Genomic DNA, 23756 nt, shown 5'->3' on the forward strand with positions numbered 1-23756 from the left:
CCCTCCACCCAGTTGCTAACGGTAACCGTTTCCATGAGAGGCATGGTAGCGGGCCATCGCGTCGCCCGACGCCGAACCCGCCTGACTCGCCGGCATCGGTGTGTCCCGCCCGTCATCGCCGACCGGTGCGAGATCGAGCACGTCGGTGGCCAGCCGGCGGATGTTGGCCACGCCGACCTCGGGGCCGCCGCCGGCCTCCACCATGAACAGCAGGTGGCGTACGCCGGGCAGCGCCGCCGCCCGCGCGACCGCCTGTCGGCAGCGGTCCGGCGCGCCCACCGGATGGATGTCGATCAGATGCTCGACGTAGCCGGCCGGATCCCGTGGTCCGGCCGGTGCGCCGTCCAGTCGGACGTACTCCCGGGTGCCGGCCAGCAGTGGGGGAAGTCCGCTGCCGACCAGCCGGGCCGCTTCCGCGTCCGTCTCCGCCACCTGGGCGAGATGGGCGCTGGCATGCTCGATGTCGGCGGGATCCTGCCCGTGCGCCTCGGCCTCCCTGGCGTAGCGGTCGAGCAGTTCGACCTTCTCGGCGAGATCGGCGTGCAGGCCGAGCAGCAGCGGCAGGCCGTGCCGGGCGGCGAGATCGACCGTGCCGGTCGAGGTCGCCGCGACCCAGACCGGCAGCCGGCCGGGCGGTCGCGGCACCACCGGCACCGGACGGAACGGGAAATGACGGTTCCCGGCCACCGTCGGCTGCCCGGACAGCCAGCGGGTCAACAGCTCCAGCGAGTCGTCGAACCCGTTCGTGAACCGCTCCGTCCCGGTGCCGAAGACCTCCAGATCCACCCAGGGGCCACCCCGGCCGACGCCGAGCCGGAACCGGCCGCCGGACAGCTCGTGCAGCAGCGCCGCCTCCTCACCCAACGCCACCGGGTGCCGGTTGGACAGGATGCACGCGGCGGTGCCCACCGTGATGCGGCGGGTGGCCCCGAGCAGGTGCGCGGCGAAGGTGGTCGCCGACGGGCAGACACCGTAGGAGATGAAGTGGTGCTCGGCGATCCACACCCCGGCGAACCCGGCGGCCTCGGCCGCGTGGCCGTAGTGGTGGGCGGTGAGCAGTGCCTCGGTGTGCGAGTCACCGGGGCGTTGCCCGGCGAGCAGGAACAGGTGCGCGCGTACGCCCCGACCGGCCCGCCGGGCTCCGCTGGAATCAACAGTCACGCAGCTCGGGGGACTGGTTGAGCAGCTGGCCCCGCGTCGAGGTGAACCGGCGGTAGGTGTCGGAGTCGACGGCGGACAGTCGGAACGCCGCGATCCGGTGGCAGTTCTGGAAGGCGAGTTTGACGCCGAAGTGACGCTCCAGGCTGGACCGGATGGCGTCACTGGCCAGGGCGCGCAACAGCTGGCCCCGCTCCGCCTCGCTTGGCGGCGGCACCTGGTTGTCGGCGAACTCGGCGTCGGAGGACGCCAGCTCCGACGCCACCCGGCTGACCGTCTGCCAGGCGTAGGGCAGTGACTCGCGGACGCAGGCCGCGAATGCCTCGTCGTCGACGGGGCCGGACTCGGCGGCCCGCAGCAGGCTCGGCGGCACGGTGAGAGACATGCTCCTCCTCGGCTAACGATCACGGTTGTCATTACCGCTACGTGCCGAGCACATCACGTCACTGTCGGCAGTGTCAATGCCGCCGCGCCGGACCCGGTCAGCCGAGGGCGCGCAACCGAACGGCGAGGGTGTCCTGGAAGAAGTCGAGGAAGCCGTCCGGGTCCGGGCCGGCGTTCTGCAGCACCACGTGGTCGAAGCCCGCGTCGACGTAGGTCCGCACCGCCTCGACGTGCACGTCCGGGTCGGGACCGACGGCGAACTGCTGGCGGATGTCGTCCTCGGTGACGGTGCGCGAGGCCGCGTCGAAGTTCACCGGGTTCGGCAGTTCGCTCATCACCTTCCAACCGGTGACCGACCAGCGGCTGGTCTGCCAGGCCGCCTGCACGGCCTGCGCCTCGTCGGGTGCCCAGGCCAGCGGAACCTCGGCGTAGCGGGGGCCCTGTCCGCCGAGCCGCTGGTAGGTCTGCACCAGGTCGGCCTCGGGTTCGGTGGCGAACAGGCCGTCACCGAGTTCCGCGGCGATGGTCGCGGACACCTCTCCACTGGCGGCGACGGCGATGACGGGCAGCTCCTCCGGGAGGTCGAACACCCGGGCGTCGTCCAACTGGAGATGCTTGCCCTCGTACGAGTGGTAGCCGCCGGACCAGAGCAGCCGGATGATCTCCAGTGCCTCGCGGAGCCGCTCGTGCCGTCCCCGTGCTCCCGGGAAGCCCTGGCCGACCACGTGCTCGTTGAGGCGCTCGCCCGCACCGACGCCGAGGGTGAACCGGTTGTCGGAGACCAGGGCGAGCGTGGCGGCGGCCTGCGCGATGATCGCCGGGTGGTACCGCACGCTCGGGCAGGTGACCCCGGTCGCCAGTTCGATCCGGTCGGTCCGGGCGGCGATCGCCCCGAGCACCGTCCAGGTGAACGACGAGTGACCCTGGCTGTCCAGCCAGGGGTGGAAGTGGTCGCTCATCTCGACGAAGTCGAACCCCACCTGCTCGGCGCGCACCGCCTGCCGAATGATCTCGTTCGGCCCGAAGCCCTCGCTGGACAGCTTGTACCCGATCCGCATCAGATCTCCCGATCATGAAACCAGTCCGTCTCTGCCACTTTTGCACTAGTAAGCCCGTTTCGTAGGAGGAAATCCGGCGAGCGCCGCTGCCGTTTGTCGGCCACCGGCCCGGGAATCCTCGGCCAGATGCGGTGCGGAGGGGCGACGGCTCCGGTGCGGAGGCGGCGTCCGTCAGGCACCCGACTACGGGGAGGTCGACATGGGTGACCAGCAGAAGCTGCACGACCTGCGGCAGCAGGCCCACGACGCGGGCATCGAGGGCAACTCCAAGATGACCGAGGACCAGCTACGTGATGCGCTGCGGCGGGTCGGCAAGGGTGAGCAGCCGCAGATGGCCAAGCATCAGGCCAAGCGCTGAGGCAAACGGTGGTGGGTGGCGTCGGGGTGGATGCCGCCCCACCGTCCGTCGGCGACCCGGGTGACCGTGCCTCCTCGTCGTTGGCGTGACGACACCGGCACGGTCGCGCATCGACAACCCCGGGACCTCAACCGGCCAAACGCTGGACCGGGATCTCCAGCACGATGGCGTTCATGCCGTCACCGTCGACGACATGGTCCTCCGTGGTGGGGCCGACGGGCGAGAGGCGGTGCCGGCACAACCAGTCGAAGAGGTCCCGCCCGGCGCGGGCCACACCACACCCCGGTGGCACGACCGCCCGGACGACGGTGCGGGCCGGCAGGGTGAGCGTCGTGCCCCGCACGTCGGTCACGGCGACCGTGAAGGCGCCGGAAGGGGCACCGGACAGCCAGGTCACCAGGGTGGCCGGCGCAGCGTACACAGCGCCGCCACCTCGACCGCGTCGGCCACCTCCACGCGGCGTACGCGTAGCTGTCGCGGAGCCACGCGGGCCCGTTGGGGCAACAGTGGGCTGTCCGTCGCGAGCCGGTCCTCGACCGCGGCCACCGTCTCGACCATGGTGGCGATGTCGCGGCGCAGGGCCGTCACCGTCTCGGCCAACGCCTGACGCAGCTGTGCGTCGGGTGCGTCCGACAGCTCGGCGATCCGGCGCAGCGACAGGCCCAGTCGTTGCAGGCCCCTGATGTGTTCCAGCCGGGTCAGCTCGGGCACGCCGTACCACCGGTAGCCGGTGGTCGCATCGACCGCCGCAGGTCGCAGCAACCCGACCTTGTCGTAGTGGCGCAGGGTGCGCTCCGACACCCCGGACATCCGTGCCAGCTCACCGATGCGCCACACCGGTCCTCCTCGTGGCTTGACCTTGCCTCTGCGACAAGGTTCTAGCGTCGGCGCCCATGAGATGGGCTCACCAGATCGATCCGGCCCGGCTGACCGGTGCCCTGCTGCTGACCTCTTTGCTGACCATGGTTGCCGGTGCGGCCGTCGCCGTGCCATCCGGACTGACCCTGAATCCGGCCGAGCCGGCGGCCACGCTGTCCGCCGTGCACGCCCGGGCCGGACTGCACCTGACCGAGTTGGCCCTCGACGTCGTCGGGTGGCTCGCGCTGACCGGCGCGGCCCTCTCGGCGTTGGCCGCCATCGTCCGCACCGGGCAGCACCTGGCGGTGCTGCCGGCCGGACTGCTGGCCGCGGCTGGCCCTGGCGGGTCTGCTGCACGACGCGGGGAACCTGGCCGTCACCCAGCTGTCCGCCGATCGCACCGATCCGTCGGTCGTGGCCGCGGCCGGGGCGATCCTGCTGACCGCCAAGTGGACCGTCAATCTGGCCGGGCTGCTCTGGGTCGCCGCCACGGCAACCGCCGTGGTCTGCGTACCGATGCCGGCCGGGCTGCGGCGCGTCGGTGCCTTCACCGCCATGGTCGGCCTCGCCGCGGTGATGCTGCCCTGGACCACGGGTGTGGCCGGGCCGTCGGCGACGCTGGAGCAGTTCGGCTACCTCCTGCACCTGCCGCTCATGATCTGGTACGGAACGCTGGGCTGGCGCCTGCGCAACGGTGGGTGGTCCGGCCACTGCCGCCCGGGGTGCCCAGCGCGAGCGAAAGCGTAACTGATGGGTTACGCTTTGGCCGTGGACGACGTGGCCGCCGCGATCGCGGACCCGGTGCGGCGGCGCATCCTCGAACTGCTGCGGGAGCGTCGGCTGCCGGCCGGGCGGATCGCCGAGGAGTTCGAGATCAGCCGGCCCGCGATCAGCCGACACCTGCGCGTACTGCGCGACTGTGGCCTGGTCCGCGACACCGTCGTCGGCCGCCGGCGACTCTACGAACTGGATCCGACCCGGCTCGCCGAGCTGAGCCGGTGGCTGACCCCGTTCACCCGGACCGACCTCTGGGAACGTCACCTCGACGCCCTGGAGACCGAGGTCTACCGTGCCCGCCGCGACCGCCGTACCGGCGACTCGCCATCCGCCACTCAGGAGCGCACCGCATGACCCGAATCCCGACCGGCCGACTCTTCGGCGCCGAGGACGGCGTCGACCTGGTCCTCACTCGCACCTTCCCGGCTCCGATCGACGACGTGTGGGCCAGCCTCACCGAGCCGGAACGCACGGCCCGATGGTTCGGGCCCTGGAAGGGTGACGCCGCGCCCGGCCGCACCGTCCGGGTCCAGATGGCCATGGAGGAGGACGCGCCCTGGTCCGACCTGCGGATCGATGCGTGTGAGCCGCCCCGGCGGCTGGCCGTGTCCATGCGCGACGAGTACGGCCACTGGGTGCTGGAACTGCTGCTGACCTCGCACGGCGAGCGCACCGAGCTGCGCTTCGTCCAGCATCTCGACGACGCCACCGGCATCGGCGAGGTCGGGCCGGGCTGGGAGTACTACCTCGACTGTCTGGTGGCCGCCCGCGACGACACGGCGCTGCCGTCGTTCGACGACTACCACCCGCCGATGAAGGCGTACTACGAGCAGCTCCGGCCGGAGTGACGGAAGATACCTATATCCGTGCCATTCGTTCCGTTTTGCTCGGTCCACCCCGGGTACCGCCCTGGTCATCTGGCTCTCGTGCCCCAGGGAGGTACCCGTCGAGATGAACGCCCGCAACCCCGCCGAGGCGGTAAGGAATGTCGTGGAAGCCGCGGCGGAGAAGGTGACCGACGCCGGCACCCCGCAGGTGCCCGGTGCGCCGGGCAGCGCACCGCCGCCAGGCGACGAGCCGACCACACCACACGAACCGCTGCCGCCGAAGCCCGAGCAGGGCGCCCCGCAGACCCGTACGCCGACCGGCGCCGAGACCGGCGCGCCGGCCACCGCCAACGGCCAGCAGGGTGCCTTCCTCACCACCGCACAGGGTGCCCGGCTACGGGATACCGACCACTCCCTCAAGGCCGGCCCGCGCGGGCCTGTCCTGCTGCAGGACCACCACCTGCGGGAGAAGATCACCCACTTCGACCACGAGCGCATCCCCGAGCGGGTGGTGCACGCCCGTGGCGCGGGCGCCCACGGCGAGTTCACCGCCTACGGCACCGCCGAGGCCGTCACCCGGGCGGGCTTCCTGGCCAAGGGCCGGACCACCGAGGTCTTCGTCCGCTTCTCCACGGTGCTCGGTTCCCGGGGCTCGGCCGACACCGTCCGCGACACCCGGGGCTTCGCCACCAAGTTCTACACCGACGAGGGCACCTTCGACCTGGTCGGCAACAACATGCCGGTCTTCTTCATCCAGGACGCCATCAAGTTCCCCGACATCATCCACGCCGGCAAGCCGCACCCCGACCGGGAGATCCCGCAGGCCCAGAGCGCGCACGACACCTTCTGGGACTTCGTCTCGCTGCACACCGAGGCGCAGCACCACACCATGTGGAACATGTCCGACCGGGGCATCCCCCGCTCCTACCGGACGATGGAGGGCTTCGGTGTGCACACCTTCCGGCTGGTCAACGCCGCGGGTGAGACGGTGCTGGCCAAGTTCCACTGGAAGCCGAAGCTGGGCGTGCACTCGCTGACCTGGGAGGAGGCCCAGCTGCTCGGCGGCTTCGACCCGGACTTCCATCGGCGTGACCTCTACGACGCCATCGAGGCCGGCGCGTTCCCCGAGTGGGAACTCGGCCTCCAGGTCTTCCCCGACACGCCCGAGGAGACCTTCGCCGGCATCGACCTGCTCGACCCGACGAAGATCGTGCCGGAGGAACTGGCACCGGTGCAGCCGGTCGGCAAGCTCACCCTGAACCGCACTCCGACGAACTTCTTCGCCGAGACCGAGCAGGTCGCCTTCCACGTGGGGCACCTGCCGCCGGGCATCGACGTCACGAACGACCCGCTGCTGCAGGGACGGCTCTTCTCGTACGTCGACACGCAGTTGACCCGGCTGGGCGGGCCGAACTTCGCCCAGATCCCGATCAACCGGCCGCACGCCCCGGTCAACGACATGCTGCGCGACGGCTTCCACCAGCAGGCCGTGCACGCGGGCGTGGCACCGTACCGGCCGAACTCCCTGGACGGTGGCAATCCTTTCCCGGCCGGCGACGACGACCACCCGTTCGTCGACGTGCCGGTGCAGGTCGCGCAGGCGCCCAAGGTACGCGCCAACCCCGCCTCGTTCGACGACCACTTCAGCCAGGTCCGCCTGTTCTGGCTCAGCATGTCCCCGGTCGAGCGGGAACACATCATCCGGGCGTACACCTTCGAGCTGGGCAAGTGCTACCACCAGGCGACCAAGGAACGACAGCTCCAGTGCCTGGCCAACATCGACCCGGTGCTCTGCGCCCAGGTGGCCACCGGCCTCGGTCTACCCGCGCCGGAGCCGACGGTGCCGTTGGCGGACGTCGAGCCCAGCCCGGCGCTGTCCCAGGTCGGGCGGCAGTGGCCGGCCGACGGCCGGATGGTCGGCATCGTCGTCGACCCCGAGGCCGACCTCGACAGCGTCCGGGCGGCCCGCGAGGCGGTCTTCGCCGCCGACATGGTCCCGCTGCTGATCGCGCCGCACGGCGGAACGATCGGTGACCTGCCCGCGCAACGGAGCTTCGCCACCGGCCGCTCGGTCGAACTCGACGCGCTCCTGCTCGCCTCGGCGCCCGCGCCGGCACCGGACGCGTTGCCGGCCCGGGACGCCAAGGCGGGCGCGGCCGGCTCGGCCACCGTCGACCCCCGGGTGCTGCTGATGGTGGAGGAGTGCTGGCGGCACGCCAAGGCCATCGGCGCGTGGGGGACCGGCGTCACGGTGCTGGACCAAGCCGGTGTCGCCGGCACACCCGGCGTGGTCACCGCCGACTCCGCCACCGACGTCCTGACCGCCGTCCAGCAGTTGATGGCCGACCACCGCGTCTGGCAGCGCTTCCCCGCGTCCGTCGCCTGACCCGGCTCCACGCCGTAAAGATCGTGGTCCGTGAGCGCCCCCAGGAGGGTGCTCACGGACCACGATTCACATTGTCCACGCTCGTGCCAGCGACCACGCTGGGCTCGGCAGGTCCGAGGCGTTCCGGGGCGTCACGCCTCGGCCAGCGCCTTGTGCAGGCGGCGGGCTTCGGTGACCAGGCGGCTCGATCCGCCCCGTCCGGCGACGTCGGCCAGGCCGGGTACCTCGATCCGGACGCCGGTCGCGGTGGCCGTCTCCGCTGCCAGGGTCAGCAGGTCCGGTACGCCACGCGGTGGCGTGGGCGCGGCCAGTACCGCCGGGAGCGCGGCGGCGAGCAGCCGCCACACGGTCAGCGGCGCGCCTGCCTGCGCCGCGTCGCGCAGCGGTTCGACGACCCGGGACAGCTTCACCAGTTGCCGGGCGGCCAGCGTGCCGAGTTGCTCCCCGGTGCCGGCGGCGTCGAAGTCAGCGGCGGCGGCGAGGGCGAGCAGCGCGTCCACCGTCGCCACCCGGTCCGGGCCGTGCCGGGCCGCGAGCCCGTAGGCCACCGCCAGGTCGAGAGCCACCCCGCCCGGGCCACCAACCTCCGCGAGCAGGGGCAGCACCGCCGCGCCGCCGCGCTCGTCCATGTCCGCGGCACCGGCGACCAGCGGCAGGGCGTACGCGGTGACCGCGCCCCGGTGGCTGGGCAGCAGCGACGGCCACAGGTGCACCCACCCGGAGTGGTCGCCGCCGAGTGGAGTGGCCGGCGCGGTCAGCAGCCCGTACCGGTCGACTGTGCCGGCCGGTGGTGTCAGGTCGACAAGGATCCGCTCGGCCGGCATGTACGCCCACTCCCAGTGGCGGTTGCCCCGGCGCGGGTCGCGGGTGACGGTGCGGGACCGGATGACCGGCTGGGGCAGGCCGCCGTCGCGCAGCCAGGCGGCGAGCCGTTGACCGGCTGCCGTGCCGAGCGCCGCCGCCTTCGCGGCGAGGCTCTCGTCGGCCTCGGTGGGTAGCCGCAGCAACGCCTGGGTGAGATCCCACTGCCCGGGCTCGCGGTCACCGAGCGCGGTGAGCCGTTCCAGGAGGGCCATCGGGTCGAGCAGGCCGTTGGTCGAGGTGGGCAGTGCCAGCAGGCCGGACTGTCCCGGCTCATTGAGGTACGCGCCGATCTCGGCCAGCCGGGCCCGCAACAGTCGGTGGACCGGTGGCACCTTGGGATCGGTGACCGCCAGCTCCGGTGTCGCGCCGGGTCGGTGTACCGCCGTCAGGAGTTTCTCCCACCGCTCCCGGCGCCGGTCGGTGCGGCTGACTCCGGCGCTGCGGAACACCTCGACCACCGTCTCGCAGAGACAGAGCGGATCCCACCGGTGTTCGTTGGCCCACGACCAGTGCCGCCGCTCGATCACCGGGTCGAGTGCGGCGCGTACCCGGGGCCCGTCGGCCGCGGTGAGCCGGACCAGCCCGTCGAGGATCCGCTCCAGGGGTGCCCCCTGGTACGGCGTGCCCAGCAGGGCGGCGACCTCCTCGGTCAACTCGTCCACGTCGTTGATCGGGTCGGGGGCCGGTGCGGGCGGCGCGGGCGGGGACAGGTCGTCGCCGCGTGGGCGGGTCAGCGCCGGGATGACCGGTGCCGGCGCGACACCGTGCCGGGCAGCCAGCGCCGCCGCCCGCTCCCGCAACTCCACCGCCGGATGGTCGCCGGCCACCGCGATCACCTCGCCGATCTCGGCGGCCCGGTCCCGGTGCCGGCGGGCGAGTTGGTCGAGCCAGGTGAGCTGGGTCCGGACAAGTGTCTTGTCGGGTCGGGTGAGCATCTGCCGGGCGGCGTCGAGGATCGACTCCAGCTCCAGCTCGGGCAGTTTCCGCAGCGTCTTCTGGGCCATGGTGGCCACCGGCGCGGGAGCGTCGACGAGCAGCCGCAGGTAGTCGGTGACCCGGGCGGTGACCTCGGCGGTGGTCGGCGCGAGCTGGTCGAGCAGGGTGGTGAAGGCGCGCAGCGCGGCGGGCCGGTCGCCGCGCAGCAGCCGACTGATCGAACCGTCGAGCAGCATCACCCGGTCGACCACCCCCTCGGTGGCGAGCTGGGCCAGGGCGGCCGGCAGGGCGGGCTGACCGTGCTCGTCCCAGTTGTAGTGGGGGGCGACGAACATCATCTGCACGCCGATGCCGTCGACCTCGAACAGCCGGGGCAGCATGGCGGCCAGGAACGGATCGTCGCGCAGCCGGTCGACCACCGGCGCCGGCTGGCCCTGGTGAAACCGGTCGGGGGCCTCGACCCCGGTCAACCACAGTTGCACGCACCGGTCGTCGGTGGGTGGTGCGCCACCCTCGGCGTGCAGCAGGGCGGCGACGAAATGCCACCGGCCGACCCAGGTGTCCTGACGGAACCGGGCGGCGATCCGGTGGGCCAGGTCGACGAGCCAGTCGATGCCCCGCTCCTGCGCCGCCCGACGGACCAGTTCGGCCGCGCGCCGACCGTGTGGGTTGACCGAGGGACGACCGAGGATCGCCGCGGCCTGAGCCGCGGTGGGCAGGCAGCCGACCACCGCGACCGCCAGGGCGGTCCCGGTGCCGGCCGACCACCAGGTCTCCCGGTCACGCTGCTTGAACCAGGCGGTCAGCTCGACGCCGATCTCCCGGCGGCGCTGCTCCGGCAAGCCCTCCAGCGCTGCCGCGACCGAATCGGCGTCACCGCTGCTCACCAGGTCGAACAGGTCGCTGGTGCCGCCGGCCGCCAACTCCCGGCGACGCCGTACCGTGCGCTGCTCCGGCCGCGTCACACTCGCTCCTCGACCCGCTCGGCGGCCAGCATCCGGGTGGCCAGGGCGTGTCGGCACGGCCCGCGTTGCCCCCGGTGTTTCGCCCACCAGGGGCAGGTGCAGGTAAGCCCGCCGTCGGGCAGCTGCCGGACCCGGTACACCTGGTCCCCGCTGCGTACCGTCGCTGCCGTGCCGTCGAGCTGCACCGCCCCGGCGTCGAGCAGCGCACGGGCACCGACCAACCGGGGGTTGTCCCGCTCGGCACGGCCGGCGTCATACGGCATCACCCGGTGGAAGTACGCCGCCTCGGCCACGTCGTAGCCGACCCGACCGGCGGTGCCGAGCTGGGCCAGTGCGCCCCGGACCCGCTCCGCGTCGATGCCGGCCTGCTCGGCCAGCCGGTCCGGCTCGATGGTCGGATCCCAGGAGAGCAGGGCGGAGATGAGGTCGGCGTCGTCGACGACATCGTCTCCGGCGAGCGCGGCGAGAGCGGCCCCCTCGCCGGAGAAACCCCGGTAGGGCTCGGGGGAGAGGGTCAGCGACAGCCGCAGCGCGCCGGTGTCCAGTTCCCAGACGCTCGGGGCCGGGGTGGCGCCGGGAGCCACCGTCGGCCCGTACACCCGGAGGGTTTTCGCGAAGCGCAGCATCGGTTGCAGCGCGACCAGCCGGCCGGCCCCGGCCAGGCAGACCGCTCCGGGGACGGGTCGGGAGGTCAGCCGCAGGGACCGGCCGGCCGGCACCACCCAGAGGACCGACCGTTCGCTGCCCCTGGGTAGCCTGCGCAGGAAGGCGCTGGCCTCGGCGGCCGGCAGCTCCGCCCGAGGCTCGAACCGGGCCGCGAGGACCTGCACCTCGGCGAAGCCGCGCAGCCAGCGCGCCGGCAGCGGCACCTTCTTCTCCACCACCGCGCCGTCCAGTGTGGAGACGGTCAGATCGTCGGGACCGACCGACAGGTGCAGCGGATCCAGACCACCGACCCGGGCCAGTGCCTCGCGCAGCGGGGTGTTCACGTCGACGTTCGTGGTGCCGTGCTCGGACACGTCACCGTCGAGCCCGGCGGGCAGCACGTCGAGCCGCGCGTACACCCCGCAGCAGCCGGAGAAGGACTCGAAGCGGAGCCGGTCGCGGCTGCCGGTGACCACCGGGTCGAGGCTGGCCGGGCTGACCGGCCGGTGGTAGCGGGTGCGGGCCACCTCGGCCACCGCCAGCAGACCCACCGCGGCTGCCTGACCAGTGGAGAGAAAACCGGTGAAGAAGCGGGGATTCGGCGCGGGACCGCCGCTGGTCTGCAGGGCGAGTGATCGCTGCGCGAGGGTGGAGGGGGCGAGATACCGGTACGTCTGGACTACGCTCACGCCGCCGCACGGTAGTGCAACCCACCGACACCGGAGCGCCGTGCCGAAAGTCCTCAGTGGGCGGCGACGGCCATAGCCTCCGCCGGCTCCGGCACGGCCAGCTGGTCGGGACGGACCACCACGACGAGCACGACCAGGGCCGAGACCATCCCGCCGGCGATCACCAGGGCCATCGCCACGGCACCGGTGCCGAGCACGCCCACCAGCGGAGCGGCCACCGCCCCGATGCCGAACTGCACCGCGCCGAGCAGAGCGGAGGCGGTGCCGGCCGCCTCGCCGTGCCGGGTCAGGGCCAGTGCGGGAGCGTTGGGCAGCGCCAGGCCGGCCGTCGCGAGCACCACCCAGAGCGACGCGAGCAGCGCCGGCAGGCCACCGGTGCCGGTCGCGGCGAGTCCGAGCAGCACCAGGCTGGCGGCCGAGCCGACGATCAGGGCGGTAACCAGGATCCGCTGCGGGGACCAGCGACGCAGCAGGCGTACGTTGCCCTGGGTGGCCGCGATCAGTCCCACCGCGCCGGCACCGAACGCCAGCCCGAACTGCTGCTCGTCGAGCCCGTACCGCTCCTGCAGGACGAACGAGGAGCCGCCGACGTAGGCGAACAGGGCCGCCATGGCCAGCCCGGCCACCAGCACCAGCCCGACGAAGGCGCGGTCACGCAGCAGCGAGCCGTAGAGCCGGACGGTGGGCCGCACACCGCCGCGCTGGCGCCGCAGCGGCGGCAACGTCTCCGGCAGGCCGAGCATCGCGATCAGCAGCAGCAGTACGCCGAAGACCGCGAGGGCGGCGAACACCCCGCGCCACTGCGTCCACCGCAGCAACTCGCTGCCCAGGGTCGGCGCGAGGATCGGAGCGGCGCCCATCACCAGCAACAGGCGGGACAGCAGTTGGGCGAAGGCCGTGCCGCTGAACAGGTCCCGGACCACGGCCATGGCGATGACCGCGGCCGCGGCCGCACCCAGGCCCTGGACCACCCGCAGCGCGCCGAGCACGGTGATGTTCGGGGCGAGGGCGCAGCACACGGACGCCGCGATGTGCAGCGCCGTGCCGGCGATCAGCGGCGCCCGCCGGCCGACGGCGTCGGAGAGCGGGCCGATCAGCAGTTGTCCGAGGGCTAGGCCGATGAGCGTGCCGGTGAGGGTCAGTTGGACCGCCGCCGAGGTGGTGCCGAGGTCGTCGACGATCGAGGGCAGCGCGGGAAGGTACATGTCGATGGTCAGCGGACCCACCGCGATCAGTGAGCCGAGGACGAGGATGAGGCGCAGGCGCTGGCGGCGGCTCATCAGGTCGCCCGGCATCAGCGCGGCCGGCGGTGCGGCGGTGTCGACGCCGCTCACCGGAGGACCTCCCGCCGGCCGGAGGACGGGGCGGGACGTGGTGCGATGCTCATACCTGGCTGCAACCCGCCTGCGGTGTGCTGATTCCCGCTTGATCCAGAGGTAAGCCAGCTCACACCTTCGGCCCGCTCGCCGGACCGACGGAACGGGCCGCCGCCTACGGCCCACGGCCGGTCGCCGGCCCCAACGTCGATGGCGGGACCGGCGACCGGTGGTTCTCGGTACGGAGGTGGGTCAGGCGGCTTCGGTGGCGGTGCCGGCGGTCACCTCCCGCCGGGCGGCCGGGTAGCGGATGCTCTCCACCATCTCGACGATCTCGTCCGGCGGTGGCGCCGTCATCTTCGACACCACGACGGTGACGATGATGTTGACGATCGCACCGATGGTGCCGATGCCCTCCGGGCTGATGTCGAAGATGTGCGGGTTGGCCGCGGTGCCGAACACCGGCAGCGTGTAGATCATGTAGCTGGCGGTGAACACCAGACCGGTCACCATGCCGGCCGCCGCGCCGGTGGCGTTACATCGTTTCCAGAAGATGCCGAGCACGATGGCCGGGAAGAAGGTCGACGCCGCCAGGCCGAAGGCGAAGGCGACCACCTGCGCCACGAACGCGGGCGGGTTGATGCCGGCGTAGATGGCGACCAGGACCGCCAGACCCATGGCGATCCGACCGGCGAGCAGTCGCTGCTTGTCGGTGGAGTCCCGCTTGACCCGACGGAAGTACAGGTCGTGCGAGAAGGACGACGAGATCACCAGCAGCAGTCCGGCCGCCGTGGACATCGCGGCGGCCATGCCGCCGGCCGCCACCAGGCCCACGATCGGTGCCGGCAGGCCGGCGATCTCGGGACTGGCGAGGACCAGGATGTCGTTGTTGACGATCAGGTCGGCGCCGGAGGTCGGGCTGTTGCTGACCGTGTTGATTGTCGTCGCGCCGTCGCTGACGGTGACCAGCCCAGTGGCCGCCCAGTTCTCGATCCACCTGGGCAGCGCGTCGGCGGACACCCCGTTGACGTCCTGGAGCAGGTTGAGCTTGGTGAAGGCGCCCACCGCGGGGGCGGTGGTGTAGAGCAGGGCGATGAAGAACAGCGCCCAGAACGCCGAGTACCGGGCACCGCGTACGGTCTTCGTCGTGTAGAAGCGGACGATGACGTGCGGCAGACCGGCGGTGCCGATCATCAGCGCCATCGTCACCAGGAACACGTCGATCTGCGGCCGGGCCGCGAACGCCTCGGTGTACTGGTTCAATCCCATCTCGACGCTTATCGCGTTCAGCTCGTCGAGGATCTGGCCGAACGAGACCTGCGGAATCGGAATTCCGGTCATCTGCTGGGCGACCGCGAACGCGGGAATCAGGTAGGCGACGATCAGCACCGTGTACTGCGCCACCTGGGTCCAGGTGATGCCCTTCATGCCGCCGAGCACCGCGTAGAGGCCGATGATCACGGCGGCGAGGATGACGCCCTGGGTCACGTCCAGCTTCAGGAACCGGCTGAAGACGATGCCGCCACCGCGCATCTGGCCGACCACGTAGGTGAAGGAGATGATGATCGCGGCCACGGCGGCGATGGTGCGCACGGTCTCCGAGTACCGGTCACCGACGAACTCGGGCACCGTGAACTTGCCCCACTTGCGCAGGTAGGGGGCGATCAGCAGGGCCAGCAGCACGTAGCCGCCGGTCCAACCCATCAGGTAGATGGTGCCGTCGGAGCCGAGGAACGCGATCAGGCCGGCCATCGAGATGAACGACGCGGCCGACATCCAGTCGGCCGCCACCGCGGCACCGTTGGCGATGGTGGGGATGCCCTGTCCGGCGACGTAGAAGCCGGCGGTCTCCTTCACCCGGCTGCGCCAGGCGATGTAGAGGTAGACGGCGAAGGAGCCGACGATGAAGACGAGGGTCCAGATCTGGATCTGACTCATTTGTCAGCCCCCTCGGTCTCCTGCTCGTCCACGCCGAACTGGTTGTCGAGGCGATCCATCATCTTCGCGTACACGAAGATGAGAATGACAAAGACGTAGATCGATCCCTGCTGGGCGAACCAGAAGCCGAGCGGGAATCCGGCGATGACGATGTTGTTGAGCGGTTCGACAAGCAGAATTCCGAAGCCGAACGAGACGATGAACCAGACGGCCAGGAGAATCACCATGAGCCGCAGGTTGCGGCTCCAGTATTCCTTGCGCCAGCCGTTGTCCGGCGGCGACGCCGGTGGTGGTGCCGCCGGTGGCGGTTCACCGCCACGGGTCTCCTTGTCGGGGGTTACCTCGGTCATGTCTGGAGCCTCCTAGTCGGTATGGAACCGGTAGATCCGGCGAGGGGCCTGCGACACGGCGCCCGGTTGGTGGTGACGCGGTGCTGGTGCCGGGGCCCGACCCGCCCACCCGCGTCGCCGTACTGCTCGACGTGGCTGTGCGGTCGGTCACACCTGTGGTCTGCGAAGCGAACGTGACGCAGCCTGGCCAGGCAAGAGTTGATCCGGTCAGGTGCGGCTTCGGGTCGCTGAGCGGTCCGTTGGACTCCGCGAGCGGTCGAGCGGTCCGCACGGAGGTGGTGAATCGCCCCGTTTCGTGGTTTTCGCGGGCCCGGTCCGCCCGCCCACCGATCCCGCCCGACCGCTCACCGATCTGCCCGTTCGGTCAACGGCGCACAGCGCCTAACATCCGGACATGGCCGACACCGCATCCACCGCCGCCCCGGTTCGCCGGCGCGTCTTCCACGCCGGCAGTCTCGGCATGATCGTCGGCGGCGTGCTCGCGCTTGTCGGCTCGCTGCTGCCCTGGGTCATCACGCCGTTCGGGTCACTCTCCGGTGCGGCCGGTCCCGGTCTGTGGACGTTGAGCATGGCGTTCCTCGCCGTCGCCGGTGCCCTGCTGCCGTACCGCAAGGTGGCCATCGCGCACAGCCTGATCCCCGGGCTGGTCGTCGCCGCCATCGTCGGGTGGCAGGTGGCCCGCCTGATCAGTCTCAGCGCCAGCACCGGCGCCTGGGGGCAACTGATGCCCGGTGTCGGCCTGGTCATGGCCGCCGGTGGCGCGGTGGTGCTGATCCGCACCGGCATGCGCCTGGTCAAGCTGAGCTGACGGCCGGCCCCGCCGACGGCGCTGCGCCGGACGGCCGGACGCACGAGATCCGGCCGACCCGTGAAACCTTCCGCCGCCCGTACGCGTCATCCCGCTGAATCGACCGAGGACCACCCGCCACCCGGTGGTTGGCCCCGGTGCTGAGCAGCTCGGGAGGAATCGTGTTGCTGGGTAGGTGGCTCGCCGCTGCGGGCCTGGTGGTGCTGACCGGTACTGCCGTAGGGGTGTACACCATGGGCCCGGCCGCCGGCGACGGGCCGGCCGGCGGTGTGCCGGTGCCCGCCGACGGTCCGGCGGTGGCCGCCACGCCACGACCCACGGCGACGGCGGACCCACTGTTGTCGGGCAAGCGTCGGGTCACCATCGTCCGGGTCGGCGCCTTCGAGTCGGGGCTGGCGCTGCTCGACGGCGGCCGGTTGGCCGAGGTGGACGACGACCGGGGCCGGCAGGTGTTCGTGCCGACACCGGTGGGCTCGGGACAGTTCCTCGTCAAGGCCTACCACGGTGGCGGCACCGGCCAGCCGGTCTGCTGGCAGGTACGCAACCCGGGCGACACCCGGCCGCTGTACGTGCGGGGCGCCACCTGCCGGGCCGACGACCCGGCCCAGCGCTTCGAGATCACCACCGTGGCCGACAGTGGCCCCCGGGAGTACCTGATTAGCAACCGGTGGGCGTACCTGCGGGACTCCGCCCGATCCGGTCTGATCATGGAGGAGTTGGGGGACGCCCCTCCGGCGAGTAGCTTCCGGTTCACCGACACCGGACCGGCGCCCCGCAGGTAGGACCCGCCTGGCGCCCCCGGTCCCGGCCCGGGGGCGTCCGTCGTCCGCCGGGCACGATCAGCAGCGACAGTACGGGTGGGAACGTGAGTGAAACGCGACGCTGAGGAGTTCGACGCCTTCTACGCGGCGTCGGCGCAGCGGGTGCTGGGCCACCTGGCGGCGATGACCGGCAGCCGGGCCGAGGCCGAGGACGCGGTGGCGGAGGCGTACGCCAGGGCCTGGGACCGCTGGGCGTCGGTACGGGAGTGCGACAGCCCGGAGGCGTGGGTGCGCCGCGTCGCGTACCGGATCGCGGTGAGCGCGTGGCGCAAGACGGTCAACCGGTTCCGCGCCCACCGCCGGGAGATGGCGGGCCGACAGGTCGAGCCGACCTCGGTCAACCACGTGGCGGTGGTGTCGGCGCTGCGCCGCATCTCCGCCGAGCAGCGGCAGGTGGTGGTGCTGCACCACCTGGTCGGGCTCAGCGTGACCGAGATCGCGGCGGAGATCGGCAGCAACGTGAACACCGTCAAGACGCGGCTCGCCCGGGGACGCCGGGCCCTCGCCGTGCACCTGAGCGACGACGCGTACGAGATCACCGGCGGGGGGAGGCAGTGATGGGTGGTGAGCCGCAACTCGACGAGGCCCTGCGAGCGTTGGCCGGGCACGGCCGGCAGGGAAAGGTGCCGGCCGCTGCCGACATCCGCCGCCGGGGTGACCTTCGTCGTCGGCGCCGACGGGGCGGTACCGCCGCGCTGGGTGCCGTAATCGTCGGTCTGCTCAGTGCCGGCGTGGTCCTGGCCCGTCCCGCCGGGGACCCGGATTCACTACCGATCGGGCCGGCCGGCCCGACGGCGGCGTCGGCCAGTCCCGACCCGGCCGGCACGTCCGGTCCGCCGGCCGGTCCGCAGAGCAACGACCCGTTGCTGTCGGGGCGGCGGCAGGTGACGATGGTCCGGGCGGCCGAGCAGAGCGGCGGGCTCTCCCTGCTCGCCGACGGTCGCCTCGCCGAGGTCGACGGCGACGAGGGCCGTCAGCTGTTCGTCGTCACGCCCCAGGGCACCGACACCTACCTGATCCGGGTCGCCGAGCGGGGCGACGAACCGACCGACGTGTGCTGGGAGGTCCGGTCGTCGGGCAGCCAGCCGCTGCGGGTGGTCGCGGCCACCTGTGCGCCGCAGGAGCCGAGGCAGCAGTTCACCATCGTCCGGGACGGGCAACGCGGCGGCGAGCCGACGTACGCGATCAGCAGTCACTCGGCCTACCTGCAGAACTCGCCGACCCGCGGGCTGATCCTGGAGGAATTGGGTGACGCTGCCCTGACCACGCGTTTCCGGCTGGTCGACAACGGGGCCGCGCCGGAATGACCGGGCGGTGCCCGAGCGGGCAGCACGGGTGCCGCTCGGGCAGAGCATGCCGCCAACCGGGCAACCCCTTTGCGGCGGTCTGCCGCTTATGGCGGTTACGGGTTGCCCGTTCGGCGGTGGAAACCGGTCACCAAATCCACGTGATTGGCCGGCAGGTGACCGGGGTCACCTGCCGTTAATCGGTGTTACAAAAAAGCACCCGAGCCGAACGGAGGTGTGCAGGTGGACGCGACGCAGCGCCGACAGCACATCCTGACCTTGGCTCGTCGTCAGGGTGACGTCGACGTGCGTAAGCTCGCCGCCGACCTGGCCGTGGCACCGGAAACCGTCCGACGCGACCTGAGCCTGCTCGCCCAGCAGGGGCTGGTGCGCCGCACCCACGGCGGAGCGTACCCGGTGGAGACGGCCCGCTTCGAGACGACCCTGGAGACCCGGGCCACCCGGATGGTCGTGGAGAAGCGACGGATCGCCGCAGCGGCGGTGGAACACCTCGGTGACGCCGAATCGGTGTTCGTCGACGAGGGCTACACCCCGCAACTGATCGCCGAGGCGCTGCCCACCCACCGCCCGCTGACGGTGGTGACCGCCTCCCTGCACACCGCGGCGGCGCTGGCCGCGTACCCGAGCCTCACCGTGCTCCTGCTCGGCGGTCGGGTCCGTGGCCGCACCCTGGCCACCGTCGACCACTGGGCCACCCGGATGCTCGCCGGCTTCGTCATCGACCTGGCCTACGTCGGGGCCAACGGCATCTCCCGCAAGCACGGGCTGACCACGCCCGACCCGGCGGTGGCCGCCGTGAAGGCCCAGGTGATGGCGGTGTCCCGGCGGGTGGTGTTCGCCGGGGTGCACACCAAGTTCGGTGGGCACAGCTTCTGCCGCTTCGCCGACGTCGCGGACGTCGACACCATCGTCACGGACACCGCACTGCCGGCGTCCGAGGCGCACCGCTACTCACTGCTCGGCCCGGTGGTGCTGCGCGTCTGAGCGCCGCCGTCCGACCCACCTTTCCCTCACCACCACACCACCATGGAGGTTCGCTGTGCCCGAAACACGAACTCCTCGTCGACGGCGTGGGCCGGCCGCCCTCGCCGCCCTCCTCGCCATCTCGTTGGTCTCCACCGCCTGTTCCGGAGCGGGCGGCGGCTCCTCCAGCGACGGCACCGCCATCACCGTGCTGATGGTCGGCAACCCGCAGATGGAGGACCTGGCCAAGGTCACCGCCGACAATTTCACCAAGGACACCGGCATCGAGGTGCGGTTCACCATCCTGCCGGAGAACGAGCTGCGCGACCGGGTCACCCAGGACGTCGCCACCCAGGGGGGCCAGTACGACGTGGCGACGATCGGGGCGTACGAGGCGCCGATCTGGGCGCAGAACGACTGGCTGCACGAACTCAGCTCGTACGCGGACGCCGACGCCGCGTACGACAAGGGTGACCTGCTGGAGCCCATGGTCGCCTCGCTCTCCGGCACCGACGGCAAGCTCTACGCGGCACCGTTCTACGGCGAGTCGTCGTTCCTGATGTACAACAAGGAACTCTTCGCCGCCGAGGGCCTGACCATGCCGGAGCGGCCGACCTGGCAGCAGGTGGCCGAGTTCGCCGAACAGCTGGACGACGACGCGGCCGGCGTCTCCGGCATCTGCCTGCGCGGGCTGCCCGGCTGGGGTGAGCTGTTCGCCCCGCTGACCACGGTGGTGAACACCTTCGGCGGCACCTGGTTCGAGCAGGACTGGACGCCGAAGGTCGACGCACCCGAGTTCACCGCGGCGACCCGGTTCTACGTCGACCTGCTGCGCGAGCACGGCCAGCCCGGTGCCCCGCAGTCCGGCTTCACCGAGTGCCTCAACACCTTCGGCCAGGGCAAGGCGGCCATGTGGTACGACGCCACCTCCGCCGCCGGCACCCTGGAGGACCCCAACGCCAGCACCGTCGCCGGCAAGGTCGGCTACGCGTACGCGCCAGTCGACAAGACCGAATCCTCCGGCTGGCTGTGGGCGTGGGCCCTGGCCATGCCGAAGACCACCAAGAACGCCGACGCCGCCTGGAAGTTCATCTCCTGGGCCACCGGCAAGGAGTACGAGAAGCTGGTCGGCTCGTCACTCGGCTGGTCCCGGGTGCCGGCGGGCAAGCGTCAGTCCACCTACGAGATCGCCGAGTACCGGCGGTCCGCCGAGGCGTTCGCCGACATCACGCTGAAGTCCATCCAGGAGGCCGACCCGGTCAGCCCCGGGGTGCAACCGCGCCCCGCCCTCGGAGTGCAGTTCGTCGGCATCCCCGAGTTCGCCGACCTGGGAACGAAGGTGTCGCAGGAGGTGTCGGCCGCCATCGCCGGCCAGACCACCGTCGAGCAGGCGCTCGCCGACGGCCAGCGGTTGGCCGAGGAAGCCGCCAGCAACCACCGGTAGCCGCCCGCCGGGGCCGGTCGACCGACCGGCCCCGGCCCTGCCCCCGAGGCGGATCGATGACCACCACCAGCACCACCGGTGCGGACGCGCCCCCGCGACCGACCGTCCGTCCCACCCGCCCCGACCGGCGGCACCGCTGGGCCCGCCGGGCCCCGCTGCTGCCCGCGCTGGTCTTCGCCATCGTGGTGACGCAACTGCCCTTCCTGTTCACCCTCTACCTGTCCACCCAGAGCTGGAACGCGCTGCGGCCGGGCAGCCGCGAGTTCATCGGCCTGGCGAACTACGCGACCGTGCTCACCGACGGTCGACTGCGTGCCGCGCTGCTCAACACGGTGGTGCTCACCGCCTCGTCGGTGATCGCCTCCGTGCTGCTCGGCCTCGGCCTGGCCATCCTGCTCGACCGCAAGTTCCCCGGCCGGGGGATCGTCCGCACCCTGCTCATCACCCCGTTCCTGGTGATGCCGATGGCGGCGGCGCTGCTGTGGAAACACGCGATCTACAACCCGTCCTACGGCCTGATCAACGGCATCCTCGGCGGCAGCACCGACTGGGTGTCGCAGTACCCGATGGTCTCCGTGGTCGCCGCGCTGGTCTGGCAGTGGACCCCGTTCATGATGCTGATCATCCTGGCCGGCCTGCAGAGCCAGTCCCTGGAGACGCTGGAGGCGGCCCGGGTCGACGGTGCCGGCCCGTGGCAGACCTTCACCCGGATCACCCTGCCCTACCTGCGGCCCTACCTCGAACTGGGTGCCCTGCTCGGCTCCATCTACCTGGTGCAGACCTTCGACGCGGTCTTCACCATCACCCAGGGCGGCCCGGGTCGGGCCACCACCAACCTGCCGTACGAGATCTACCTGACCACCTTCCGCAAGTTCGAGTACGGCGAGGCCGCCGCGGCCGGCGTCGTGGTGGTGGTCGGCACCATCATCGTCGCCACCTTCGCGCTGCGGGTGATCTCCAGCCTGTTCCGGATGGAGGACGCACGATGACCCGTACCGCGAATCCGGCCCGGCGCGGCGCGGGCCGCACCGGGGCCGCGTGGACCGTGCTGGCGTGGCTGGCCGGGCTGCTGTTCTTCCTGCCGGTGGCCTGGATGGTGCTCACCGGCTTCAAACGCGAGGTCGACGCCGCCAGCAACCCGCCGTCCTGGTTGTTCACCCCGGTGCTGGACGGTTACCGACAGGTCTTCGACCGGGACCTCACCCCGTACCTGCTCAACTCGGTGATGGCCAGCGTGCTGTCCACCCTGCTGGTGCTCGTGCTGGCCACCCCGGCGGCGTACGCGCTGTCGATCCGGCCGGTCGCACGCTGGCGCGACGTGCTGTTCTTCTTCATCAGCACCAAGATGCTGCCGGTGGTCGCCGCGCTGCTGCCGATCTACCTGCTGGTGCAGGACCTCGGCATGCTGGACAACGTCTGGACCCTGATCGTGCTCTACACCGCCATGAACCTGCCGCTCGCGGTCTGGATGATGCGGTCGTTCCTGCTGGAGGTGCCCGCCGCGCTGATCGAGGCGGCGGCGATGGACGGTGCCGACCTGCTCGTCACCATCCGGCGGATCCTGCTGCCGATCGTGGCGCCCGGCCTGGCCGCGACCGCGTTGATCTGCTTCATCTTCAGCTGGAACGAGTTCTTCTTCGCGGTCAACCTGACCGCCACCCGGGCCGGCACCTCGCCGATCTTCCTGGTCGGCTTCATCACGTCCGAAGGGCTGTTCCTGGCCCGGCTCTGCGCGGCGGCGACAATCGTGTCGCTACCGGTCGTGCTGGCCGGCTGGATCGCCCAGAAACAACTCGTCCGAGGACTCTCCATGGGGGCGGTCAAGTGAAGGCAGCAGTCATCGTCACGCCGGGCCAGATCAGCGTCGAGTCGGTGCCGGACCCGACGCCCGGCCCCCGGGACGTGGTGGTCGAGGTCGCCGGGTGCGGGATCTGCGGCACCGATCTGCACATCATGGACGGCGAGTTCGCGCCCGCGTACCCGATCGTGCCGGGCCACGAGTTCGCCGGCACCGTGGTCGCGGTGGGGCATGACGTCACCGAGGTGGGAGTCGGCGACCCGGTGGCCGTGGACCCGTCGCTGCACTGCGGCGAGTGCTACCAGTGTCGCCGGGCCCGGGGCAACCTCTGCGAACGGTGGAACGCCATCGGGGTCACCGTCTCCGGTGGGGCGGCCGAGTACGCGCTCGCCCCGGTCCGCAACTGCGTGGTGCTGCCCGAGGGGGTCACTCCGGCCGACGCGGCGCTCATCGAACCGCTCTCCTGCGCGGTACGCGGCTTCGACGTGCTGCCGCGCCGGCTGGCCGACCACTACCTCATCTACGGTGCCGGCACCATGGGCCTGATGATGCTGGAGCTGGCCAAACGCTGCGGTGCGGCGACCGTCAGCGTGGTCGACCCGAACCGGGACCGCCTCGCCACCGCCGTGGCGTTGGGCTGCTCGGCTAGCGCCGCCAACGCCGACGAGCTGGACCGCCCGCGTGGCTGGGACGTCGTCATCGACTGCACCGGGGTCGAGGCGGCCATCGCCGACGGCCTGACCCGGGTCGCCCCCGCCGGTACCTTCCTCCAGTTCGGCGTCTCCGAGTACGCCACCCGGGTGCCGGTCGAGCCGTACCGCGTCTACAACAAGGAGATCACCGTCACCGGCTCGATGGCCGTCCTGCACAGCTTCGACCGCGCCGCCGAGCTGTTCGCGGCCGGCGTGCTGGACCCGCAGGTCTTCATCAGCCACCGCTTCCCCCTGGCCGCCTACGCCGACGCGATGTCACAGTTCCGCTCCGGCATCGGCCGCAAACTCCTCATCACCTGACGCCGAACCCACACACCTCCCGCCCGCCCACCCATGCAACCGCGATCATGCAGTTGTGGCACCCGCCAAAGTGGGCATCCGTCACATTTCTGG

24 protein-coding genes are annotated in these 23756 nt (G+C 71.6%); 14 read left to right on the forward strand and 10 right to left on the reverse strand.

Annotated features, from left to right (window positions below; genetic code table 11):
- Nucleotides 1–15: 15 nt before the first annotated feature.
- From O7597_RS25730 to O7597_RS25740, 3 genes are all read right to left on the reverse strand, one after another.
- A complete protein-coding gene (locus tag O7597_RS25730) occupies nucleotides 16–1161 on the reverse strand; it encodes an LLM class flavin-dependent oxidoreductase (RefSeq protein WP_281580984.1) in 1146 nt (381 codons plus the stop codon).
- A complete protein-coding gene (locus O7597_RS25735; RefSeq protein ID WP_281580985.1) occupies nucleotides 1151–1543 on the reverse strand; it encodes an SCO5389 family protein in 393 nt (130 codons plus the stop codon). Before O7597_RS25735 ends, O7597_RS25730 begins: the two co-directional genes overlap by 11 nt.
- Before the next feature lie 97 nt (nucleotides 1544–1640).
- On the reverse strand, nucleotides 1641–2600 hold the full coding sequence (locus O7597_RS25740; RefSeq protein WP_269741266.1) for a TIGR03557 family F420-dependent LLM class oxidoreductase: 960 nt from the start codon (nucleotides 2598–2600) through the stop codon (nucleotides 1641–1643).
- Nucleotides 2601–2799: 199 nt separating this feature from the next.
- Here O7597_RS25740 and O7597_RS25745 point away from each other — a divergent pair, with 199 nt between their 5' ends.
- A complete protein-coding gene (locus tag O7597_RS25745; RefSeq protein WP_269741267.1) occupies nucleotides 2800–2958 on the forward strand; it encodes a hypothetical protein in 159 nt (52 codons plus the stop codon).
- A gap of 127 nt (nucleotides 2959–3085) precedes the next feature.
- Here O7597_RS25745 and O7597_RS25750 read toward each other — a convergent pair whose 3' ends face one another.
- On the reverse strand, nucleotides 3086–3379 hold the full coding sequence (locus tag O7597_RS25750; RefSeq protein ID WP_269741268.1) for a hypothetical protein: 294 nt from the start codon (nucleotides 3377–3379) through the stop codon (nucleotides 3086–3088).
- Entirely contained in the window at nucleotides 3352–3795 is a 444-nt protein-coding gene (locus O7597_RS25755; RefSeq protein WP_269741269.1) for a MerR family transcriptional regulator, read from the reverse strand. The genes O7597_RS25750 and O7597_RS25755 overlap by 28 nt, the downstream gene beginning before the upstream one ends.
- A 435-nt stretch (nucleotides 3796–4230) precedes the next feature.
- On the opposite strand from O7597_RS25755, the gene O7597_RS25760 reads away from it, so the two are divergent.
- The 4 genes from O7597_RS25760 (at nucleotide 4231) to O7597_RS25775 (ending at nucleotide 7806) form a co-directional block, all read left to right on the forward strand.
- A complete protein-coding gene (locus O7597_RS25760) occupies nucleotides 4231–4563 on the forward strand; it encodes a hypothetical protein (protein WP_269741270.1) in 333 nt (110 codons plus the stop codon).
- 21 nt (nucleotides 4564–4584) lie between these two features.
- The gene (locus O7597_RS25765) at nucleotides 4585–4947 is read left to right on the forward strand and encodes a metalloregulator ArsR/SmtB family transcription factor (RefSeq protein WP_269741271.1); all 363 of its coding nucleotides are present in this window, start codon (nucleotides 4585–4587) and stop codon (nucleotides 4945–4947) included.
- A complete protein-coding gene (locus O7597_RS25770) occupies nucleotides 4944–5441 on the forward strand; it encodes an SRPBCC family protein (protein WP_269741272.1) in 498 nt (165 codons plus the stop codon). Before O7597_RS25765 ends, O7597_RS25770 begins: the two co-directional genes overlap by 4 nt.
- 103 nt (nucleotides 5442–5544) lie before the next feature.
- Complete coding sequence (locus O7597_RS25775) at nucleotides 5545–7806, forward strand: catalase (RefSeq protein ID WP_281580986.1); 2262 nt, start codon at nucleotides 5545–5547, stop codon at nucleotides 7804–7806.
- Nucleotides 7807–7937: 131 nt separating this feature from the next.
- Here the strand turns inward: O7597_RS25775 and O7597_RS25780 are convergent, their stop codons facing one another.
- From O7597_RS25780 to O7597_RS25800, 5 genes are all read right to left on the reverse strand, one after another.
- Nucleotides 7938–10571 carry a DUF6493 family protein gene (locus tag O7597_RS25780; RefSeq protein ID WP_269741274.1) on the reverse strand — a complete coding sequence of 878 codons (2634 nt, stop codon included), beginning with the start codon at nucleotides 10569–10571 and terminating at the stop codon, nucleotides 7938–7940.
- Nucleotides 10568–11905, reverse strand: coding sequence for an SWIM zinc finger family protein (locus tag O7597_RS25785; RefSeq protein ID WP_269741275.1), 1338 nt, complete (start codon nucleotides 11903–11905; stop codon nucleotides 10568–10570). The genes O7597_RS25780 and O7597_RS25785 overlap by 4 nt, the downstream gene beginning before the upstream one ends.
- Nucleotides 11906–11958: 53 nt before the next feature.
- Nucleotides 11959–13239 (reverse strand): multidrug effflux MFS transporter, encoded by a 1281-nt coding sequence (locus tag O7597_RS25790; RefSeq protein ID WP_281580987.1) that lies wholly within the window; start codon nucleotides 13237–13239, stop codon nucleotides 11959–11961.
- A gap of 234 nt (nucleotides 13240–13473) precedes the next feature.
- Complete coding sequence (locus O7597_RS25795; protein WP_281580988.1) at nucleotides 13474–15159, reverse strand: sodium:solute symporter family protein; 1686 nt, start codon at nucleotides 15157–15159, stop codon at nucleotides 13474–13476.
- A complete protein-coding gene (locus O7597_RS25800; protein ID WP_269741278.1) occupies nucleotides 15156–15509 on the reverse strand; it encodes a DUF4212 domain-containing protein in 354 nt (117 codons plus the stop codon). Before O7597_RS25800 ends, O7597_RS25795 begins: the two co-directional genes overlap by 4 nt.
- Before the next feature lie 394 nt (nucleotides 15510–15903).
- Between O7597_RS25800 and O7597_RS25805 the strand changes: the two genes are divergently transcribed.
- The 9 genes from O7597_RS25805 (at nucleotide 15904) to O7597_RS25845 (ending at nucleotide 23663) form a co-directional block, all read left to right on the forward strand.
- Nucleotides 15904–16317, forward strand: a complete 414-nt coding sequence (locus tag O7597_RS25805; protein WP_093402168.1) for a hypothetical protein — start codon at nucleotides 15904–15906, stop codon at nucleotides 16315–16317.
- A 161-nt stretch (nucleotides 16318–16478) separates the two neighbouring features.
- The gene (locus O7597_RS25810) at nucleotides 16479–17099 is read left to right on the forward strand and encodes a hypothetical protein (RefSeq protein WP_281580989.1); all 621 of its coding nucleotides are present in this window, start codon (nucleotides 16479–16481) and stop codon (nucleotides 17097–17099) included.
- An 87-nt stretch (nucleotides 17100–17186) separates the two neighbouring features.
- Nucleotides 17187–17696, forward strand: coding sequence for a sigma-70 family RNA polymerase sigma factor (locus tag O7597_RS25815; protein ID WP_281580990.1), 510 nt, complete (start codon nucleotides 17187–17189; stop codon nucleotides 17694–17696).
- The gene (locus O7597_RS25820; RefSeq protein ID WP_281580991.1) at nucleotides 17696–18445 is read left to right on the forward strand and encodes a hypothetical protein; all 750 of its coding nucleotides are present in this window, start codon (nucleotides 17696–17698) and stop codon (nucleotides 18443–18445) included. Before O7597_RS25815 ends, O7597_RS25820 begins: the two co-directional genes overlap by 1 nt.
- Nucleotides 18446–18667: 222 nt before the next feature.
- Nucleotides 18668–19429, forward strand: a complete 762-nt coding sequence (locus tag O7597_RS25825) for a DeoR/GlpR family DNA-binding transcription regulator (protein WP_269741282.1) — start codon at nucleotides 18668–18670, stop codon at nucleotides 19427–19429.
- Nucleotides 19430–19484: 55 nt separating this feature from the next.
- Entirely contained in the window at nucleotides 19485–20852 is a 1368-nt protein-coding gene (locus O7597_RS25830) for a sugar ABC transporter substrate-binding protein (RefSeq protein WP_281580992.1), read from the forward strand.
- Between the two features lie 56 nt (nucleotides 20853–20908).
- On the forward strand, nucleotides 20909–21841 hold the full coding sequence (locus O7597_RS25835) for a sugar ABC transporter permease (protein ID WP_281580993.1): 933 nt from the start codon (nucleotides 20909–20911) through the stop codon (nucleotides 21839–21841).
- Complete coding sequence (locus O7597_RS25840; protein WP_281580994.1) at nucleotides 21838–22680, forward strand: carbohydrate ABC transporter permease; 843 nt, start codon at nucleotides 21838–21840, stop codon at nucleotides 22678–22680. Before O7597_RS25835 ends, O7597_RS25840 begins: the two co-directional genes overlap by 4 nt.
- Nucleotides 22677–23663 carry a zinc-dependent alcohol dehydrogenase family protein gene (locus O7597_RS25845; protein ID WP_281580995.1) on the forward strand — a complete coding sequence of 329 codons (987 nt, stop codon included), beginning with the start codon at nucleotides 22677–22679 and terminating at the stop codon, nucleotides 23661–23663. Before O7597_RS25840 ends, O7597_RS25845 begins: the two co-directional genes overlap by 4 nt.
- The last annotated feature ends 93 nt before the right edge of the window (nucleotides 23664–23756 follow it).

The sequence above is a fragment of the Verrucosispora sp. WMMC514 genome, assembly GCF_027497295.1.
In the GTDB taxonomy this organism is placed as follows: domain Bacteria; phylum Actinomycetota; class Actinomycetes; order Mycobacteriales; family Micromonosporaceae; genus Micromonospora; species Micromonospora palythoicola.

Bases quoted from the DNA above. Each gene is read 5' to 3' on its own strand.
- O7597_RS25795 (WP_281580988.1), bottom strand. From the start codon at position 15,159: ATGAGTCAGATCCAGATCTGGACCCTCGTCTTCATCGTCGGCTCCTTC.
- O7597_RS25745 (WP_269741267.1), top strand. From the start codon at position 2,800: ATGGGTGACCAGCAGAAGCTGCACGACCTGCGGCAGCAGGCCCACGAC.
- O7597_RS25740 (WP_269741266.1), bottom strand. From the start codon at position 2,600: ATGCGGATCGGGTACAAGCTGTCCAGCGAGGGCTTCGGGCCGAACGAG.
- O7597_RS25840 (WP_281580994.1), top strand. From the start codon at position 21,838: ATGACCCGTACCGCGAATCCGGCCCGGCGCGGCGCGGGCCGCACCGGG.
- O7597_RS25775 (WP_281580986.1), top strand. From the start codon at position 5,545: ATGAACGCCCGCAACCCCGCCGAGGCGGTAAGGAATGTCGTGGAAGCC.
- O7597_RS25735 (WP_281580985.1), bottom strand. From the start codon at position 1,543: ATGTCTCTCACCGTGCCGCCGAGCCTGCTGCGGGCCGCCGAGTCCGGC.
- O7597_RS25800 (WP_269741278.1), bottom strand. From the start codon at position 15,509: ATGACCGAGGTAACCCCCGACAAGGAGACCCGTGGCGGTGAACCGCCA.
- O7597_RS25820 (WP_281580991.1), top strand. From the start codon at position 17,696: ATGGGTGGTGAGCCGCAACTCGACGAGGCCCTGCGAGCGTTGGCCGGG.
- O7597_RS25770 (WP_269741272.1), top strand. From the start codon at position 4,944: ATGACCCGAATCCCGACCGGCCGACTCTTCGGCGCCGAGGACGGCGTC.
- O7597_RS25835 (WP_281580993.1), top strand. From the start codon at position 20,909: ATGACCACCACCAGCACCACCGGTGCGGACGCGCCCCCGCGACCGACC.
- O7597_RS25805 (WP_093402168.1), top strand. From the start codon at position 15,904: ATGGCCGACACCGCATCCACCGCCGCCCCGGTTCGCCGGCGCGTCTTC.